This is a genomic window from Streptomyces longhuiensis, from assembly GCF_020616555.1.
GTDB classification, from domain to species: Bacteria; Actinomycetota; Actinomycetes; order Streptomycetales; family Streptomycetaceae; genus Streptomyces; species Streptomyces longhuiensis.
Genome location: NZ_CP085173.1, coordinates 2726130 through 2740329, shown reverse-complemented (window position 1 = coordinate 2740329; position 14200 = coordinate 2726130). Strand labels below are relative to the sequence as shown.

The window sequence follows — 14200 nt, the reverse complement described above, 5'->3', positions numbered from 1 at the left end:
CGGAGCCCGGGCACCGACACTGGGACGGTGCGCACCGCCAGAGCGACGGCCGCTGCCGTCACCGCAGTCATCGGTGCCGGCGCGGCCGCGGTCGCGGTCGGCCGGTTGGCCAGCGATGCCGCCCTCAAGGCGCCCGCGGGCCGACCGCTCCCCACCGAGCCACGCCTGACCGTCCACGCCACCGCCGCGGGGCAGGTCACCCTCACCCGCGACCTGGCCTCCCTGCGCCGGGGCACCTACGGCCTGAGCGGCGCCGGATTCCACGCCGTGGTCGGGCCCGTCCTCGAGTCCGCCCCGCACGCCGCGGACGCCGTCGTGCGCCGCCTTGAGCGCGTCACCCACGGCTCCCTCGAACCCGGCGCCAAGGCCTGGCTCACGCCCCAGGTCCACATCGGCGATCCCAAGGCGGCGCTCGGCCTCGACCACGCCGACATCGACATCCCCGGCGAACTGGGCGCCCTCCCCGCCTGGTTCGTCCCCGGCTCCCGCGACACCTGGGTCATCACCGTCCACGGCCTGGGCACCACACGCGAGCACCCCATGGTCCTCATGGACTTCCTGCACCGCCACCGCTTCCCCGTGCTCGACCTCGCCTACCGCGGTGACCTCGGCGCCCCCCGCTCCCCGGACGGCCTCGGCCACCTCGGCGAGACGGAGTGGCGCGACCTGGACGCCGCGATCCGCTACGCCGTGCGCTACGGCGCGCAGCGCGTCATCGTGCACGGCTGGTCGGCCGGCGCCGCCATGGCACTGCACGCGGCGGCCCATTCCGCTTTGCGGGACCGCATCTCCGGACTCGTCCTCGACTCACCCGTCCTCGCGTGGGACGTGACGCTGCGTGCCCTCGCCGGAGCCCGCGGCATCCCCGGCCCTCTGCTGCCGCTGGCGGTCCGCGCCGCCCAGGGCCGCACCGGGCTGCACGGCGACCGCCTCGACACCGCCGCCCACCCCGACGCGCTCAAGGTCCCCACGCTCGTGATCCACGGCCCCGACGACGAGATCGCCCCCTGGGCCCTGTCCCGCGAACTGGCCGCCCGGCGCCCCGACTTCGTCAACCTCCACACCGTCGCCGACGCTCCGCACGGAGCCATGTGGAACGCGGACCCGAAGAAGTACGAGGAGACGCTCCGCCGCTTCCTCACCCCTCTCATGTAGCTCCGCCCCAGCTCCGTCGGACCCACGGGAAGCGCCCGCCGGCCGCACGGGACAGATGCGCAGGAAGGCCCGCGTAGACCCCCGGCGTGCGCCGGTCCGCGGACCCTCACGCGACGCCCGCAAAGAGCCCCGGAACCATTCCGTTTGGGTTTTCGGACCGTCAACCGGAAGACTGCCCCCGTGACGTCCCGTATCCCGCGCGACTCCAGGCTCCGACTCGTCCGCCCGCGCACTCTCTCCGCCGCCCCCGTGCGGGCCGACGGAGTGGTGACCCAGGCTCGCCCGCCCCGCCCGGCGCCCCGCCCGCCGGAGGGCACCCCACCACCGGCGGAACTCGCCCGTATGGCCCGCCGCGGCCTCGCCGACGCCGTCCGCGTGGCCCGCTGGGCCGACGCCGCCCTCAGCCCCGGCAGCGGCCACGGCACCCCCGACGGCAGGGGCGCGCTCTCCGCACCCACCGCCGAACGCGCGGCGGCCGACCTGGAGCTGACCCCGCGACAGGTCCGCGCCGACTGGGACACCGCACGCCTCGCGGGCCTCGTCGAGGTGCACGGCGACAGCGCGCGCCCCGGCTGGCGCCTGCGCGCCTGGGACCGCGACGACACCGCCGTGCTGCGCGGCTGGGTCGCGCTCTTCGACGCCTGGTCCCTGGCCCACCCCGCCGGCGAGAGTCCGGAGGCCGCCGCGGTCGCCGAGGTCGTCTCGGCGATGCCCCAGGTGCTCTCCTTCCTCCAGCTCTCCGCCGGCCCGGTCCCCGTCCCGCAACTCCTCGACCTGCTCGGCCAGCGCGTCGAGGAACTGCGCACGGAACGCTGCGAGATTCCCTACGGCCCGCAGCCCGAGCGCACCGGACCCGCGACCGGCACCACCGGCACCGACCTCCCCCCGCTCCTCGACTGGGCCCTGCAAGGCCTCGCCGCCGTCGGCGCCCTCACCTACGCCGACGGCCAGGCCACCCTCACGCCGCTCGGCAGCTGGGCGGTCTGGGTCAAGCTGGAGCAGATCTGCGTGGCCGCCCAGTCCCCGGCGGGCAACATCGAGCAGTCCGCCGAGGACATGCTCAGAGGCTGCGCACGGCTGCGCCCGAACGCGGCCCGCGCCGAGTACCGCGCCTGGCTCGCCGCCCGCCCCGTCGGCAGCGCCGTCACCGAGCTGATCGCCGCCGCCCGCGGTGAGGACGCCCTGCTGCGCGGCCTGGCCTTCGAGGCGCTGCGCGTCGTCGGAGCCCCCGCCGAGCCCGTCGTCCGATCCGTCGCCGACGAGCCGCCCCTGCGCCCTTACGCGCTGCTGTGGCTCGCCGAGTACGAAGGCGCCGATCCCGAGGACGTCCACCTGGTGCTGACCCGCGAGGAGACGACCTGGCTGTGGGTGGACACCGCGGCGGCCGTCGCGGACCACGGCGAGGCCCAGCTCCTCGTGCGCCATCTGGAGTCCGCTGTGCAGCCCACCGTGCCGGCACTGCTCGACGAGGTCCGGGCGGCCGGGCATCCGCGCACCGTGCAGGTCCTCGTCGCGCTGGCCGCGGCGCACCCGGACCCGGCGCTCGCGAAGGCCGTCCGCCGGGCCGCCTTCCAGGTGCACACCGGAGGCGTGTGACACCGCGCCCGCGCGATCAGGCCGGTATCTCCGGCGCGTACGTCCCGAAGCTCCACACGTTGCCCTCGGCGTCCTTGGCCATGTAGTCCCGGGAGCCGTAGCCCTGGTCCGTCGGGGGCATCAGGATCTCCACGCCGTGCTCGACGGCCCGGCGGTGATGGGCGTCGACATCGTCCACGACGACATAGATCCCGGTCGGGCCCGCGCCCCGCATGGCCTCGTCGAAGCGGCCGCCGCGGCCCTTCGAGCCGAGCATCACCGCGCCGTTCCCGTACGTCAGCTCGGCGTGCATCACCGAGCCGCCCTCGCCCTCGTGGACGGCCGCGGCGGTGAAGCCGAACGCCGAGGTCAGCTGCTCGATCGCGGCCTTCGCGTCGGCGTACAGCAAGGACGGGTAGAAACTCGCGCGCCCCTTCGTACCGCTCACTGTGTTCACTCCTTCTTCGCCGGTCCGGAATGCGCTGCCGGATCCAGCCTGGCACCCGGCACCGACAATCCGCCCCGGGAGCCGGTCCCGCTCACCGGAACGTGTTGCACCGCGCCATGTCGCCGCTGCGGTAGCCCTCGTAGAACCACTGCTGCCGCTGCTGCGCCGAGCCGTGCGTCCAGGTCTCGGGCGTCACCCGGCCCTGGAACTTCTCCTGGATCCGGTCGTCGCCGACGGCGGCAGCCGCGTCCAGGCCGTCCCGGATGTCGGCCTGGGTGAGGTTCGTGATCAGCGGCCTGCCCGTCTTGTCGTCGGGCGTCGTCGTCGCGTGGTGCGCCCACACCCCGGCGTAGCAGTCCGCCTGGAGCTCGACCCGCACCGCGTTGCTGTTCTGGCCCGTGCGCCCGTCCTGGGAGCGCTGGAGCGTTCCCATCAGGTTCTGCACGTGGTGCCCGTACTCGTGCGCCACCACGTACGCCTGCGCGAAGGGGCCGCCGCTGGAGCCGAACTTGGTGCGCAGCTCGTCGAAGAAGCCCAGGTCCAGATAGACCTTGCGGTCGCCCGGACAGTAGAAGGGCCCGACCGCCGAGGTCGCCGTGCCGCACGCGGTGGCGACCTGGCCGGTGAAGAACACGGTCTGCGCGGGGGAGTAGCTGCCCCCGCGGTCGCGGAACTCCTGACGCCAGAAGTCCTGGACGCTGTTGACGACCGCCACGATGCGGCAGTCCTCCTTGGTGTTCGCGTCCTGGCCCGTACGGCAGTCCTGGCTGACCTGGGCCGCGGACGAGACGGAGGTGTCGGGTTCGCCACTGCCGGAGGAGAGGCCGAATTCGTTCGTGCCGAAGAAGAGGCCGACCAGGAGGGCGAGCAGGCCCGCGAGGCCGCCGCCGATGGTCCGCCGGCCGCCGGGGACCCGGCGCCTGTCCTGGACCTCGGAGGTGTCCAGGTCGGCGTCGTCGTCGAACTGCATGGCCGCACCGCCCTCTGCCGCACGTCAGGGGCGGCGGCCCGCCGCCCAACGCCCACTATCGAACAGTTCGCGGCGGTCTGCCCCTCGGCCCCGGAACGGCAGGGCGGAAAAGTGTTTGCATCGCCCCGTTAGACTTGGCCCATGGCCATTCTCCGCATGCACTAGACGGCTCATCGCCCTCAGTAGCCCTTCCGCCGTCCATATCCCTGCTCAGGAGTCTGTCCGTGATCACCGCTTCCGGCATCGAGCTGCGCGCCGGCGCCCGCATCCTCATCGAGAACGCCACCTTCCGTATCGCCAAGGGCGACCGCATCGGCCTGGTCGGACGCAACGGCGCGGGCAAGACGACGCTCACCAAGTGCCTCGCCGGTGAGGGCACCCCGGCCGGAGGCCAGATCGCCCGCTCCGGAGAGGTCGGCTACCTCCCGCAGGACCCCCGCACCGGCGACCTCGACGTCCTGGCCCGCGACCGCATTCTGTCCGCGCGCGGACTCGACACCCTGATCCAGAAGATGCGCGACAACGAGCAGCGCATCGCCAACGGCACGGGCGCCACGCGCGCGAAGGCGCTCAAGCAGTACGAGCGCCAGGAGACGGAGTTCCTCACCAAGGGCGGGTACGCCGCCGAGGCCGAGGCCGCCACCATCGCCGCCGCGCTCAACCTGCCCGACCGCGTGCTCGGCCAGCCCCTGCACACGCTCTCCGGCGGTCAGCGCCGCCGTATCGAGCTGGCGCGCATCCTCTTCTCGGACGCGGACACCCTGCTCCTCGACGAGCCCACGAACCACCTCGACGCCGACTCCATCGTCTGGCTGCGCGACTACCTGAAGTCGTACCGCGGTGGCTTCATCGTGATCTCCCACGACGTCGACCTCGTCGAGACGGTCGTCAACAAGGTGTTCTACCTGGACGCGAACCGCTCCCAGATCGACGTCTACAACATGGGCTGGAAGCTCTACCAGCAGCAGCGCGAGGCCGACGAGAAGCGCCGCAAGCGCGAGCGCCAGAACGCCGAGAAGAAGGCCGCGGCCCTCAACTCCCAGGCCGACAAGATGCGCGCCAAGGCGACCAAGACCGTCGCCGCGCAGAACATGGCCAAGCGCGCCGACCGGCTGCTCGCCGGGTTGGACGCGGTGCGTGTCTCCGACAAGGTCGCCAAGCTGCGCTTCCCCGAGCCCTCCCCGTGCGGCAAGACGCCGCTGATGGCCGAGGGCCTGTCGAAGTCGTACGGCTCCCTGGAGATCTTCACCGACGTCGACCTGGCCATCGACAAGGGCTCGCGCGTCGTCATCCTCGGCCTCAACGGCGCGGGCAAGACCACCCTGCTCAAGCTGCTCGGCGGAGCCGAGAAGCCGGACACCGGCGAGATCATCGAGGGCCACGGCCTCAAGCTCGGCTACTACGCGCAGGAGCACGAGACCCTCGACCCGGAGCGCACGGTCCTGGAGAACATGCGCTCCGCGGCCCCCGACCTGGACCTGGTCGAGGTGCGCAAGACGCTCGGCTCGTTCCTGTTCTCCGGGGACGACGTCGACAAGCCGGCCGGTGTCCTGTCCGGCGGTGAGAAGACCCGCCTCGCGCTCGCCACGCTCGTCGTGTCGTCCGCGAACGTCCTGCTGCTCGACGAGCCCACGAACAACCTCGACCCGGCCAGCCGCGAGGAGATCCTCGGCGCGCTGCGCACCTACAAGGGCGCCGTCGTCCTCGTCACCCACGACGAGGGCGCCGTGGACGCGCTCCAGCCGGAGCGGATCATCCTGCTGCCCGACGGGGTCGAGGACCTGTGGGGCCAGGACTACGCGGATCTGGTCAGCCTCGCCTGACCCTCCGGCGCCCGTGTCCGGGCCCGCACGATCACGGTCGGCCGTCAGCACGGCTTGATCGAAAGGCTGATCCACTCGGTATGGATCATTCGGCCGACTCGTGATCCATCATCTGAGTGAGATCTCCTCGTACCGCGGTGTGTCCTACACGGATTTCGTCGCCGCACCGGCGTCGGGGCCCTTGTGCCCGCTGGCAGGGCGCTGACCTGGCCCTTCGCGGAGAACGCCGTTTCCGGCCCCACCCAGGCGCACCCGGAACCCTCCGTTCCACTCGTGTCGACCGCTTCCCGACCGCACAAGCTCGTCGGACGGACCTTGCCGAATGGGTGGCCAGGAAGCCCAGGAGGGGTGATCATGAGAAGTCCAGAGCGCACTTCCCATGAGGAGGCACGGGTGGCCGAGACTCTGAAGAAGGGCAGCCGGGTAACCGGCGCCGCGCGTGACAAGCTCGCGGCAGACCTGAAGAAGAAGTACGACTCCGGTGCGAGCATCCGAGCGCTGGCCGAGGAAACCGGCCGCTCGTATGGGTTCGTGCACCGGATGCTCAGTGAGTCGGGAGTCACGCTGCGAGGTCGCGGCGGGGCTACACGCGGCAAGAAGGCGACCGCGGCCGGCTGAGCCGGGCAGTGCACAGGCTTCGATGGTGACCACCCGGTCGGTCCGCCGACCGGCCGGTTGGTTACTGTGCAGTAGTTTCGAGGACGTCGACACGCCCTCGTCCGACTGCGCACACCATCGGAGGCACACATGGCTTCGCCCGACAGCGGATCCGGCTCGCTCGCGCCGGTACTCGACAAGGACGGGGTCCGCCTCACCGTCGACGGCTCCATCGCCACGGTGACGCTGACCAACCCGGACAAGCGCAACGCCCAAAGTCCCGCTCTGTGGCGGGCGTTGGCCGACGCCGGGAAGTCCCTGCCGGGCAGCGTGCGCGTCGTCGTACTGCGCGCGGAGGGACTCTCGTTCTCCGCGGGCCTCGACCGTCAGGCGTTCACGCCCGAGGGTTTCGACGGCGAGCCGTCCTTCATCGACCTGGCGCGCGGCTCCGACGACGTGCTCGACGACACCATCGCCGAGTACCAGGAGGCGTTCACCTGGTGGCGGCGCAGCGACATCATCACCGTCGCCGCGGTGCAGGGACACGCGATCGGTGCGGGCTTCCAGCTCGCCCTCGCCTGCGATCTGCGGATCGCCGCCGAGGACGTGCAGTTCTCCATGCGCGAGACCAGCCTCGGTCTGGTGCCCGACCTCACCGGCACGCATCCCCTCGTCTCCCTCGTCGGATACGCGCGCGCCCTGGAGATCTGCGTCACCGGCCGCTACGTCCACGCCGACGAGGCCGGCCGCATCGGCCTGGCCAACCTCGTGGTGCCCGCCGACCAGCTCGACGCCGCCGCGCACGACCTCGCCGGAGCACTCGTCGCCGCGCCCCGCGACGCCGTCATCGAGACCAAGGCCCTGCTCCAGGGCGTCTCCGGACGCTCGTACGAGGAGCAGCGCACCGCCGAGCGCGCCGCACAGGGACGCCGGCTCCGGGACCTGGCGGGCCTCGGCGACTGACGCGACCCACGCATGCCCCGGGCCGGACGGCCCTCAGCGCACGGCGGTCACCAGAACGGCCACTGACGGATTGTCCGCCAGGGCTCCGGTGACCGCCGTCCGCACGTCCCGTGCCACATCGAGCACCCGCCGCCCGCCCGACACCGCCAGTTCGATCCGCACATGGCGGCGCGGCAGCGTGGCCGCGCCCTCGGAACGCTCCCCGATGTGCACCGCACGCCCCAGGCCGCCCAGTGAACCGGTCAGCCGCGCCACCCCCGCCACGGAGAGCGCGGCCCGCCCGGCCCGCCCCTCGTCCGTGTCGCTCCTCGCCTGCTCGCCGTCCGCGACATCCACCTCCGCGTCCCCCGAGGCGGGCTGAGCCTGCGCGGGGTCGTCGAGCAGCGCCGTCACCCGCAGGTCCACCTCCGCCACCGTGAGCCCGAGCCCGTCGGCCGCCGCGCCGTCCAGTGCCGCGCGCAGCCGGGACGCGGCCGTGGGCAGTGGTTCGTCCGGCGCCGCGGCGCACTCCGCGACGATTCTCAGCGGTCCCGGCGGCAGGGCACTCGGGGGCGCGGGCACCGCGGACTCGTAGAAGCCGTCGGGGTCGGCGAGCTCGATGCGCAGGTTTCCCAGCCGCACCCCCGGCACCGAGTGGACCGCATGGCGCAACGCCGACCGCGCCGCCGATTCGGCCAGCCAGCACCCGTCACGCGGCCCTCCGAGCGGCACCAGCCTGCCGAGCCCGAGCTGGTGTCGTACTGCTTGCGTCCATCGGTCAGCGCTCATTGCCCCAGCCTGCCGCATCCCTGGCGCGCGACCGGGCAACCGCACTTAGTGTGGTCGAAAGAGCAGTGACTCCCAGAGAACGACCTGAGAGAACCTCTTCGAAAGGGACGACCCGCGATGAGCGACACCGCAGAGAAGCCGGGCGAAGCGACCGGGGGCAGGACCACTGTGACCAAGCGGGGCGGGGGATCCGCCGGGACGCGCGGACGCACCACCATCGCCGACGGTGTGGTCGAGAAGATCGCCGGCCTCGCCGCGCGGGACGTCATGGGCGTGCACGCGATGGGCAGCGGCCTGTCCCGCACCTTCGGAGCCGTACGCGACCGGGTGCCCGGCGGCACCAAATCCGTGTCGCGAGGGGTGAAGGCGGAGGTCGGCGAGGTACAGACGGCCCTCGACCTGGAAATCGTCGTGGAGTACGGGGTGTCGATCGCCGACGTCGCCCGCGACGTGCGAGAGAACGTGGTCGCGGCCGTCGAGCGCATGACCGGCCTCGAGGTCGTCGAGGTCAACATCGCGGTGAGCGACGTGAAGCTGCCCGACGAAGAGGACGAGGAGCCGGAGTCCCGGCTTCAGTGACCACCCGCCCGCGGCGTGCCCTTGAGGAGGAGCGCTCGATGAACCTGGCCGTGATCGGCATGATCGCCGGAATGGCTCTCGCATTCGCCGGATACTTCGGCGGCTTCGGGGCCTTTCTGCTGGTGGCGGCGCTCGGCGCCGTCGGCTTCGTCGCCGGCCGGTTCCTCGAGGGGGACCTGGAACCCGGCGACTTCTTCCGCTCGCGCGGCGACCGGCGGCGGTGACCGGTGGCGACGCAGGTCGCGCCCGCCGATCGCGGCGCGACCCGGATCGCCGACCGGGTCGTCGCGAAGATCGCCGCGCAGGCGGCGCGTGAGGCGCTCCCGGCTGTTCCGGTCGGCAGCACCCCGCACGCCACCGTCTCCGTGCGCCACGACATCGCCCATGTGCGGATCAGTCTCGAACTGGACTATCCCGCGGACATCGGAACGCGGTGCGGCGCCGTGCGTCGCCAAGTCGCCGAGCGGGTAAAGGCGTTGGCGGGAATGGAGGTGCCCGAGGTGGCCGTCCAGGTGGAGCGGCTGCACTCGGAGCACGATCGCGGCGCGGCACAGCGGAGGATCCGATGAGCGAGCCCACACAGCCCCTGCCCGTCGTCGAACGCGGGCAGGGCGAGCTCGACCAGTTCGGCCAGTCGGGGTCTGCGGCCACCTACAAGGCGCTGCCCACGCCGGAGGGCGAGCACGGCACCGGCCGCTTCTGGTCGTCGCGCCGGATCCCCGCCGCACTGGTGGCGATCGTGCTCCTCGGCGCCTCCGGAATCCTGCTCTACGACATCGCCGCCGTGCGCGCGGGCCACTCCGCGATGCACTGGAGGCGCGCCCTCGCCCGCGAACTCGCCGACCGGCCCCTGGACAACGTGTGGGTGCTGGTCGGCGCCGGGGTGGCCGCCGCGCTCGGGCTGTGGCTGATCGTGCTCGCCGCGACGCCCGGCCTCCGCGCCGTCCTGCCCATGCGCCGCACCCACACGGACGTACGGGCCGGACTGCACCGCGACGCGGCCGCCATGGTCCTGCGCGACCGGGCCATGGAGGTGGCGGGCGTGCAGTCCGTACGCGTACGGATGAAGCGCTCCAAGGCCGAGGTGCGGGCCGTCTCGCACTTCCGTCGACTCGACGACGTACGCGCCGACTTGGATGCCGTGATCGGCGAGACCGTCAAGGGGCTCGGGCTCACCGCCACGCCCGGCCTGTCCGTCCATGTGGCACGGCCCGGAAAGAAGGGATGAGCCCCGTGCTCAGGACCGTGAACCGGGTCGTCGTCGGCCTTGTCGGACTGATCCTCGTCCTGTTCGGAGGGTCCGTGCTCGCCGTCGGGCTCGGCGCGCCCCCGCCGTCCTGGTGGATCTACCACGGGCGGCACGACGTGCTGCTGAGCAGGGCGGACCGCTACCGGTGGCGCGACACCGGCTGGTGGTGGCCGGCCGTCATCGCCGTACTCGCCGTCTGCGTGCTGCTCGCCCTGTGGTGGCTGGTCGCCCAGCTGCGCCGGCGCCGGCTCGCCGAGGTCCTCGTCGACACCGGGGACGGCGAGGGCGCGCTGCTGCGCGGCCGGGCGCTCGAAGGGGTCCTGGCCGGCGAGGCGGAGTCGCTCGACGGCGTGGAGAGCGCCGGGGTCCACCTGACCGGGCGGCGCTCCGCACCCCAGGTACGCATGGGGCTGCTCCTCGAACCGCACGCGGAGCCCGGGGCGGCGCTTCAGCGGATCAGCGAGGAGGCCCTGGGGCACGCGCGGGACTCCGCCGGGCTCGCCGCCCTGCCGGCCGAGGTACGGCTCCGCGCGGTGAAGCACCGCGCGGAGCGCGTGAGTTGACCCGGCAGGGTCGGCGTCCGCCGGCTCAGAAGCCGTGCCGGGAGCCGCCGTCCACCGGGAGCATCACGCCCGTGAGGTACGACGCGGCGGGCGAGAGGAAGAACGCGGCGGCGCGGCCGAACTCCTCCGGCCTGCCGTAGCGGCGCAGCGGGATGCGCGCCTCGTTGGCGGCGCGGGTCGCCTCCGGGTCGGAGGACAGGCCGTCGAGCTCACGGACCCGGTCCGTGTCGATCCGCGCCGGGAGCAGCCCGACGACGCGGATGCCCCGCGGGCCCAGCTCGTCCGCGAGGGACTTCGCGAACCCGGCGAGCCCGGGGCGCAGGCCGTTGGAGATGGTCAGGCCGGGGATCGGCTCGTGGACGGAGCCGGAGAGCACGAAGCCGATGACACCGCCCTCACCGAGTTCGGCCGCGGCCGAGCGGGCGAGCCGCACCGCGCCGAGGAAGACCGACTCGAAGGCCGACTCCCACTGCTCGTCGGTGTTGTCCGCGAGGAAGCCGGGGGCCGGCCCGCCGACGCTGATCAGTACGCCGTCGAAGCCGCCGAAGTTCTCGCGCGCGGCGTCGATCAGGCGCCGCGCGACGGCAGGGTCGGCGTTGTCGGCGGCGATGCCCACGGCGTTCTCGCCGAGCGCCTCGGCGGCCTCGGTCACCCGCTTCTCGTCCCGCCCGGTGATGATCACCTTCGCTCCGTCGGCGACGAGCTCACGCGCGGCGGCGTTGCCCAGGCCGCGGGTGGCTCCGGTGACGACGTAGACACGGTCCTTCAGTCCAAGATCCATGGGCCCTATCCTGCCTCGCCGGTCCCGAACAGCGTGAGGGCGGTCCCCACCAGTCCGATATGACTGAAGGCCTGCGGGAAGTTCCCGAGCTGGCGCCCCGACACGGGGTCGTACTCCTCGGCGAGCAGCCCCACGTCGTTTCCGAGCGCGCAGAGCTGGTCGAACAGCTCGCGGGCCTCCTTCGTGTGCCCCGTCAGATGCAGCGCGTCCGCGAGCCAGAACGAGCAGACGAGGAACGTGCCCTCGCGGCCCGGGAGTCCGTCGACGCCGGTCGCCTCGGCGCTGTAGCGGCGCACGAAGCCGTTGTCCGAGAGCTCGTCGCGGACCGCCTGGACGGTGCCGAGGACGCGTGGGTCGTCCGGCGGCAGGAAGCCGACGAGAGGGATGATCAGCAAGGACGCGTCGAGCTCGGTCGAGCCGTAGTACTGGGTGAACGTGTTGCGGTCCGCGTCGAATCCGCGTTCCAGGACGTCACGGTGGATGTCGTCGCGCAGCCGCCTTATGGCGACGAGGTCGCCCGGCAGGTCGGGCTCGTCCTCAAGGGCCTTGACGATGCGGTCGGCGGCCACCCACGCCATCACCTTCGAGTGCACGAAGTGCCGGCGCGGCCCCCGGACCTCCCAGAGCCCCTGGTCGGGCTGGCGCCACGCGGTGCTCAGGAACTCCACGAGGGCCAGCTGGAGCCGCCACGCGTGCGGCTCGGACGGCATACCCGCGACCCGCGCCAGGGCGAGCGAGTCGATCACCTCTCCGTACACGTCGAGCTGGAGCTGGTGCACGGCGTCGTTGCCCGCGCGCACGGGGACGGACTGGCCGTATCCGGCCAGCCACGGGAGTTCGATCTCGGGCAGGCGGCGCTCGCCCGAGAGCCCGTACATGATCTGCAGGTCCGCCGGGTCGCCCGCGACCGCGCGCAGCAGCCAGTCCCGCCATGCCTCGGCCTCGTCGAGATAGCCGGCCGACACGAGCGCGCCGAGGGTGAGGGTCGAGTCGCGCAGCCAGCAGTACCGGTAGTCCCAGTTGCGCACGCCGCCGAGCTCCTCCGGCAGCGACGTGGTGGGCGCGGCGACGATCCCGCCGGTGGGTTCGAACGTGAGCGCCTTCAGGGTGACCAGGGAGCGCAGGACCGCGTCCTTGTGCGGGCCGTCGTAGCGGCACTGCGCCGACCACTCCTCCCACTCCTCCTGGGAGCGGCGCAGGGACTCGAACGGGTCGATGAGGTCGGGGCGCGGCTCGTGCGACGGGTGCCAGGTCAGCACGAACGCGACGGACTCGCCCTCCTCGACGGTGAACTCGGAGTGGGTGGTGAGGTCCTTGCCCCAGGTGCGTACGGGGGGTTCGCTGCGCAGCCACATGGAGTCGGGCCCCGCGACGGCCACGCGGTGGCCGTCGGCCTTGCGCATCCACGGCACGATCGACCCGTAGTCGAAGCGCAGGCGCAGGGTGCCGCGCATCGTGACGCGGCCCCTGATCCCTTCGACGATGCGTACGAGGTCGGGGGCCTGGTCGCGCTGTGGCATCAGGTCGGTGACCCGGACGCTGCCCTCGTCGGTGTCCCACTCCGTGTCGAGGACGAGGGTGCCGGGGCGGTAGGAGCGGCGGGTGCAGTCGCCCGCGCCCTTCGGGGCGAGCTGCCAATGGCCGTTGTCCTGCTTGCCCACGAGCGCGGCGAAACAGGCCGCCGAGTCGAAGCGGGGGAGGCAGAGCCAGTCGACGGAGCCGCCACGGGAGACGAGGGCGGCCGTCTGCTGGTCGCCGATGAGCGCGTAGTCCTCAAGGGGTCGGTGCACGTGAGGCGGGTTCCCGGCGGACGGGGCCGCCAATCCCACCGGGGGCCGGGCGGGTGAGGGCGAATACGCGTGCGGCGGTGGCTCCGGGTCCTAGACCGTGGCCGGTTCGGGGCCCGCGGGGGTCTCCTCGGCCGACGCGGTCTCGGCGCGGTCGCGGCGCTCGCGCCGGACCAGCACGACGAAGCCGACGGGCACGGCCGCGGCGAACAGCCACCACTGGACCGCGTACGCCATGTGCGGGCCGATGTCGCTGTGGTTGGGCGTGGGGATCAGCTGGGGGGTGTTGCCCTTCGGGTCGGGCGACGTCTGCTCGATGAATCCGCCGAGGACCTGCTTGCCGAGCGCCTTGGCCTGCTGGCCGCTGCTGATCAGCATGATCTGACGGTCCGGCAGGCCCTTGATGTCCTTGATGCCGCTCGCGGCGGTCGTCTCGTCGGCCATGAGGCGGCCGGTGACGGTGATCTCGCCGCGCGCGGGCGCCGGGATCTTCGGGAACGCGGTCTGCGCGCCGTCGGCGGGGATCCAGCCGCGGTTGACCAGGAGCACCTTGCCGTCGTCGAGGACGAACGGGGTCAGGACGTGGAAGCCGACCTCGTCGTCGGTGTTCGTGCGGCGCCGCACGACGACCTCGTGCGCGGTGTCGAACGTCCCCTTCGCGGAGACCCGGCGGTGGATCTCGGCCTTGGGGACGGGCTTCCCGGGGGAGGTGAGCTGCTCGGCGGGCAGCGGCTTCGCGGCGAGCGCGGCACCGATCTGGTCGTTCTGCGCGACGCGGTGCTCGTGACGGTGCAGCTGCCAGAAGCCCAGCTCGATCATCGTGGGGATGAGGAGGAGGGTGATGAGGGTGAGGATCACCCACTGCCGGGACAACAGGAAGCGGTACACCCCACGACCGTACAACTCGGTCGTGGGGCGACATCACGGGGGTGTGCCGGAGGG

At 72.6% G+C, this 14200-nt stretch carries 16 protein-coding genes; 10 read left to right on the top strand and 6 right to left on the bottom strand.

Translation table 11 applies throughout. The features are described from left to right. The first annotated feature begins 27 nt into the window (after positions 1-27). Together LGI35_RS12845 and LGI35_RS12840 are read left to right on the top strand one after the other, a co-directional pair. Positions 28-1155 (top strand): alpha/beta hydrolase, encoded by a 1128-nt coding sequence (locus LGI35_RS12845; RefSeq protein WP_227293990.1) that lies wholly within the window; start codon positions 28-30, stop codon positions 1153-1155. Positions 1156-1335: 180 nt separating this feature from the next. Beyond that, a complete protein-coding gene (locus LGI35_RS12840) occupies positions 1336-2751 on the top strand; it encodes a hypothetical protein (protein ID WP_227293989.1) in 1416 nt (471 codons plus the stop codon). 16 nt (positions 2752-2767) lie between these two features. Here LGI35_RS12840 and LGI35_RS12835 read toward each other — a convergent pair whose 3' ends face one another. Both LGI35_RS12835 and ypfJ read right to left on the bottom strand, forming a co-directional pair. Then, positions 2768-3178, bottom strand: a complete 411-nt coding sequence (locus LGI35_RS12835) for a VOC family protein (protein WP_227293988.1) — start codon at positions 3176-3178, stop codon at positions 2768-2770. Positions 3179-3269: 91 nt separating this feature from the next. Continuing rightward, positions 3270-4148 (bottom strand): KPN_02809 family neutral zinc metallopeptidase, encoded by an 879-nt coding sequence (gene ypfJ, locus LGI35_RS12830; protein WP_227293987.1) that lies wholly within the window; start codon positions 4146-4148, stop codon positions 3270-3272. Positions 4149-4372: 224 nt separating this feature from the next. Here ypfJ and LGI35_RS12825 point away from each other — a divergent pair, with 224 nt between their 5' ends. The 3 genes from LGI35_RS12825 (at position 4373) to LGI35_RS12815 (ending at position 7531) form a co-directional block, all read left to right on the top strand. After that, on the top strand, positions 4373-5971 hold the full coding sequence (locus tag LGI35_RS12825; protein WP_116502819.1) for an ABC-F family ATP-binding cassette domain-containing protein: 1599 nt from the start codon (positions 4373-4375) through the stop codon (positions 5969-5971). A gap of 393 nt (positions 5972-6364) precedes the next feature. Then, on the top strand, positions 6365-6589 hold the full coding sequence (locus LGI35_RS12820) for a helix-turn-helix domain-containing protein (RefSeq protein WP_189492003.1): 225 nt from the start codon (positions 6365-6367) through the stop codon (positions 6587-6589). A 129-nt stretch (positions 6590-6718) separates the two neighbouring features. After that, positions 6719-7531, top strand: coding sequence for an enoyl-CoA hydratase/isomerase family protein (locus LGI35_RS12815; protein WP_227293986.1), 813 nt, complete (start codon positions 6719-6721; stop codon positions 7529-7531). Between the two features lie 33 nt (positions 7532-7564). On the opposite strand, the gene LGI35_RS12810 is transcribed toward LGI35_RS12815, so the two are convergent. Next, positions 7565-8299: a nucleopolyhedrovirus P10 family protein gene (locus LGI35_RS12810; protein WP_227293985.1), complete on the bottom strand. Its 735-nt coding sequence runs from the start codon at positions 8297-8299 to the stop codon at positions 7565-7567. A 117-nt stretch (positions 8300-8416) separates the two neighbouring features. Here LGI35_RS12810 and LGI35_RS12805 point away from each other — a divergent pair, with 117 nt between their 5' ends. From LGI35_RS12805 to amaP, 5 genes are read left to right on the top strand one after another with little or no spacing between them, the layout of a single operon-like run. Beyond that, positions 8417-8878, top strand: coding sequence for an Asp23/Gls24 family envelope stress response protein (locus LGI35_RS12805; RefSeq protein WP_227293984.1), 462 nt, complete (start codon positions 8417-8419; stop codon positions 8876-8878). 38 nt (positions 8879-8916) lie between these two features. Beyond that, on the top strand, positions 8917-9102 hold the full coding sequence (locus tag LGI35_RS12800; protein WP_227293983.1) for a hypothetical protein: 186 nt from the start codon (positions 8917-8919) through the stop codon (positions 9100-9102). Between the two features lie 3 nt (positions 9103-9105). Continuing rightward, positions 9106-9447 (top strand): Asp23/Gls24 family envelope stress response protein, encoded by a 342-nt coding sequence (locus tag LGI35_RS12795; RefSeq protein ID WP_227293982.1) that lies wholly within the window; start codon positions 9106-9108, stop codon positions 9445-9447. Further along, entirely contained in the window at positions 9444-10106 is a 663-nt protein-coding gene (locus LGI35_RS12790; RefSeq protein WP_227293981.1) for a DUF6286 domain-containing protein, read from the top strand. Before LGI35_RS12795 ends, LGI35_RS12790 begins: the two co-directional genes overlap by 4 nt. Further along, on the top strand, positions 10103-10690 hold the full coding sequence (gene amaP / locus LGI35_RS12785) for an alkaline shock response membrane anchor protein AmaP (RefSeq protein ID WP_227293980.1): 588 nt from the start codon (positions 10103-10105) through the stop codon (positions 10688-10690). The genes LGI35_RS12790 and amaP overlap by 4 nt, the downstream gene beginning before the upstream one ends. 25 nt (positions 10691-10715) lie before the next feature. On the opposite strand, the gene LGI35_RS12780 is transcribed toward amaP, so the two are convergent. The 3 genes from LGI35_RS12780 to LGI35_RS12770 form a co-directional block, all read right to left on the bottom strand. Further along, positions 10716-11471, bottom strand: coding sequence for an SDR family oxidoreductase (locus LGI35_RS12780; protein WP_227293979.1), 756 nt, complete (start codon positions 11469-11471; stop codon positions 10716-10718). Positions 11472-11476: 5 nt separating this feature from the next. Beyond that, complete coding sequence (locus tag LGI35_RS12775) at positions 11477-13261, bottom strand: glycoside hydrolase family 15 protein (RefSeq protein ID WP_227293978.1); 1785 nt, start codon at positions 13259-13261, stop codon at positions 11477-11479. A gap of 90 nt (positions 13262-13351) precedes the next feature. After that, positions 13352-14146, bottom strand: a complete 795-nt coding sequence (locus tag LGI35_RS12770) for an SURF1 family cytochrome oxidase biogenesis protein (RefSeq protein WP_227293977.1) — start codon at positions 14144-14146, stop codon at positions 13352-13354. Positions 14147-14200: the final 54 nt, after the last annotated feature.

Excerpts from the sequence above, each read along its gene's own strand:
- ypfJ (WP_227293987.1), bottom strand. The coding sequence starts at position 4,148 with ATGCAGTTCGACGACGACGCCGACCTGGACACCTCCGAGGTCCAGGAC.
- LGI35_RS12815 (WP_227293986.1), top strand. The coding sequence starts at position 6,719 with ATGGCTTCGCCCGACAGCGGATCCGGCTCGCTCGCGCCGGTACTCGAC.
- LGI35_RS12810 (WP_227293985.1), bottom strand. The coding sequence starts at position 8,299 with ATGAGCGCTGACCGATGGACGCAAGCAGTACGACACCAGCTCGGGCTC.
- LGI35_RS12805 (WP_227293984.1), top strand. The coding sequence starts at position 8,417 with ATGAGCGACACCGCAGAGAAGCCGGGCGAAGCGACCGGGGGCAGGACC.
- LGI35_RS12800 (WP_227293983.1), top strand. The coding sequence starts at position 8,917 with ATGAACCTGGCCGTGATCGGCATGATCGCCGGAATGGCTCTCGCATTC.
- LGI35_RS12790 (WP_227293981.1), top strand. The coding sequence starts at position 9,444 with ATGAGCGAGCCCACACAGCCCCTGCCCGTCGTCGAACGCGGGCAGGGC.
- amaP (WP_227293980.1), top strand. The coding sequence starts at position 10,103 with ATGAGCCCCGTGCTCAGGACCGTGAACCGGGTCGTCGTCGGCCTTGTC.
- LGI35_RS12780 (WP_227293979.1), bottom strand. The coding sequence starts at position 11,471 with ATGGATCTTGGACTGAAGGACCGTGTCTACGTCGTCACCGGAGCCACC.